Annotated in this window: 3 protein-coding genes and 1 pseudogene; 2 read left to right on the top strand and 2 right to left on the bottom strand. The window is 76.6% G+C overall.

Going from position 1 to position 3,067, the window contains the following annotated elements; all coding sequences use genetic code 11:
- Positions 1–1,307: pseudogene (locus ABZ914_RS49415) on the bottom strand (hypothetical protein); the annotation flags it as partial.
- 209 nt (positions 1,308–1,516) lie between these two features.
- Between ABZ914_RS49415 and ABZ914_RS49410 the strand changes: the two are divergent.
- Positions 1,517–2,179, top strand: a complete 663-nt coding sequence (locus tag ABZ914_RS49410) for a TetR family transcriptional regulator (RefSeq protein ID WP_500201520.1) — start codon at positions 1,517–1,519, stop codon at positions 2,177–2,179.
- On the top strand, positions 2,176–2,619 hold the full coding sequence (locus ABZ914_RS49405; protein ID WP_500201519.1) for a phosphomannose isomerase type II C-terminal cupin domain: 444 nt from the start codon (positions 2,176–2,178) through the stop codon (positions 2,617–2,619). Before ABZ914_RS49410 ends, ABZ914_RS49405 begins: the two co-directional genes overlap by 4 nt.
- A gap of 16 nt (positions 2,620–2,635) precedes the next feature.
- Here ABZ914_RS49405 and ABZ914_RS49400 read toward each other — a convergent pair.
- Positions 2,636–3,067, bottom strand: a 432-nt coding sequence (locus tag ABZ914_RS49400) for a hypothetical protein (protein ID WP_500201518.1), incomplete at its 5' end; no start/stop codon positions are given.

Here is a 3,067-nt window from a genome sequence, read left to right as displayed (position 1 = left end):
GCCGCGGCGCGCACGCCCGGCTCCTCGTCCCGGCTGAGCCGCTCGACGGCCGGCGCCGGCAGCTCCGGGTCGCGCAGCGCCAGCGTCCGCGCGACCGGGTCGTCCGACTCCGCGAGGCGGGCGAGGCCCGCGCACGGGAAGTTCGGATGCCCGGTGCGGTCCAGCCGGGTGATGAACGGCGACTCCAGCGCGACCGACAGCAGCAGCTCACCGGGCGGATCGGGATGCTTCTCCGACAGCAGCAGCCGGACGACGAAGTCCTCGTCGCCCGCCAGCCGCGCGACCAGGTCGGGCGGCAGGTGCGGGCTGTACGCCGCGAACCGGCGCAGCCCGGTGTGCGCGGAGGCGGCGTACCGCCGCATCAGGTCGAGGTCGTCCAGCCGGTCCCACAGCCATTCCGGAGGGCGGAGGCGGTCCTCGGGCCCCACGCGGTAGTCGATCGCCGCGCGCTGCTCCTCGGTCAGCTCGGGGCGCAGCGACACCGCGAGCCGCACCTCGTGCTCGGGGTCGTCCGCCAGCTCGGCGACGAGGTCGGGCGGCAGGCTCGGGTTGGCGGCCGCCGCGAGCCGCACCTTGTGCTCGGGATCGCGCGCGAGCACCGCGAGGAGGCCGGGCGGCACGCTGGTGTTGGCGGCGACGGCCTCCCGGACGCGGGCCCGCCCGTCCCGGCTGAGCGCCACGGCCTGCCCGGCGTCGAGCGGGACCCGCGCCACGACGTCGGGGGCCCCGGCGGCGAGCAGCGGCGCGGCCACGTCGGGACGGCGGTCGGCGGCGAGCGCGACGGCCGCCCGCCGGACCTCCGGGTCCGGGTCGTCCAGCGCCGCGTCGACGATCTCGTCCGGCGGGTCGGGCCAGGTGCATAGGACGCCCCACCGGACCCGGGCGTCCGGATCCGCGGCGAGCGCGGCGCGGACGCCGTCGGGGAGGTCGCGGTCGAGGACCGCCTCGCGGACCCGCGGGTCGGGGTCCGCGGCAAGCCGCACGACGACGTCCGCGGGCAGCGGCCTGCGAGGCTCCCAGTGCTCGGGGATCGCGGCGAGCGACCGGCGCACGTCCGGGTCGGGGTCGTCGGCGAGCAGCGCGCGGATCTCCGCCGGCGCGTGGCCCGACACGGCGACCAGCCGCCGGGCGTGCGGGTCCGGATGCCGGACGGCGGCCTCGTAGACCGCGTCCGGCACGCCCGCGCGGCGCAGCAGGGCGTGCCGCATGCGCGGTTCCGCGCGTTCCAGGATCAGCAGCAGGTACTCGACCGGGGCGGCGGGGTTCGTCGCCACGCCCTCCAGCCGCACCGAGTAGAGCGTCCGCACCCCCGCGACCTCCTCACGCCGGCCACCGATCACGGTAGCCGCTGCGGCCTCCCGCCGGGAAGGGCGCGAGGCGGCGGACAACCCCCAGGCCAGGTGGTGTTGTCACCGGGTAACACCCGCGGATACCGTTCGGTGTATGCCCACCTGCCCAGCGCTCACCCCGCCCCACGCGCGTCCCTCGCGCACCGCCCGGCTACGGTGATCGCACCATGACGGGGCACGCGGGCGGGAGGGCACCGGGATCCAGGCGCGATCCCGGCCGCCGGCGCGCCCTGCTGGAGGCGGCGGACCGGGTCATCCAGCGCGAGGGCCCCGAGGCGTCGATGGCCGCGATCGCCGCCGAGGCGGGCATCAGCAAGCCGATCCTGTACCGCCACTTCGGCGACAAGAGCGGCCTCTACCAGGCGCTCGCCGAGCGGCACACGCGCAAGCTGATCGAGGGCATCCGGGAGGAGTTCTCCCGGGACGACTCGATCCGCGCGCGCACCCGGTCCACCATCGACACCTACCTGGCGACGATCTCCAAGAACCTCAACCTCTACCGCTTCCTGATGCACCGGGCGAGCGCGGAGGACACCGCCACGCACAGCGCGATGAGCACGATGATCCGCGACGTGAGCCGGGAGCTGGCCGAGGTGATGATCGCCGAGGGGGAGATGGCGGACCGCACCCGCGCCTACGTGTGGGGCCACGCGATCGTCGGCATGGTGCAGACCGCCGGCGACTGGTGGCTCGACCAGGCCGACGAGGTGCCCCGCGAGGCCGTCGTGGACGGCCTCGCCGACCTCGTCCTCGGCGGGCTGCCGGCCGCCGCCTCCGCGTCCGGCGCCCGCGTCCCGCAGATGTTCCCCGACCCGCGATTCCCGAGGTGACCGTGCAGACCGACGTGCCCGTGCCGACCGACTCCCGCGCGCAGACCGGCGTGCCCGCGCAGACCGACGCTCCCGCGCCGGAGGGCGTGCGGCAGGAGCCGGAGGTGCTGACCGAACGGCGGCCGTGGGGCGCCTTCGAGCAGTTCACGCTGAACGAGCCGTCCACCGTGAAGATCATCTACGTGGAGCCGGGGCAGCGGCTCAGCCTGCAGCGGCACCGCGACCGCGACGAGCTGTGGGTCGCGCTGGACCCCGGCGCGGTGTTCGAGGTGGCCGGCCGCCGGACGCTGCCGGAGGTGGGGGAGCGGGTCCTGATCCGGGCGGGGCAGACGCACCGGCTGGGCTCCGACGGCCCCGCGGTCCGGGTCATGGAGATCGCGTTCGGGAACTTCGACGAGGACGACATCGAACGGCTCGAGGACTCCTACGGCCGGGCCTGACCCTCCGGGGCGCCGGTCAGCCGCGCGTCCGGCGGAACCGGGACCGCACCAGCACCGTCGCGCCGGTCCCGGCCGCGCCCGCCATGAGCACCATCGCCACCGAGGTCCACGGCACCTGGAACCCGTCCCCGCCGCCCATGGCCCAGCCGTGCGGGCGGGGACGGCGCGTCCGGCGCACCTCCAGGGGCGCCTGCGCGGCCCGTCCCGACGGGACGCAGGCGACCTCCACGGGCCGGCGGCCCGTCTCCCGGGCCGCCCTGGCCTCGACGCGGAACCGGCCGCCCCGCACCGCGCCCTCGCCGGTCGCGGCGCCGGAGACCCGGACGCTCCGGTCCCCGGCCGGGCAGGTCCCCGACACCACCACGGTCTCGCCGGGACCAAGACCGGTATCGGCGCCGGCTGGTTCACCAAGTACGGCGTCCCGCTCGGCTGGACGCACCAGATGATC

Source organism: Spirillospora sp. NPDC046719 (genome assembly GCF_040645715.1).
Lineage (GTDB): Bacteria > Actinomycetota > Actinomycetes > Streptosporangiales > Streptosporangiaceae > Spirillospora.
This window is presented reverse-complemented; position numbering and strand designations above follow the sequence as displayed.

Excerpts from the sequence above, each read along its gene's own strand:
- ABZ914_RS49410 (WP_500201520.1), top strand. The coding sequence starts at position 1,517 with ATGACGGGGCACGCGGGCGGGAGGGCACCGGGATCCAGGCGCGATCCC.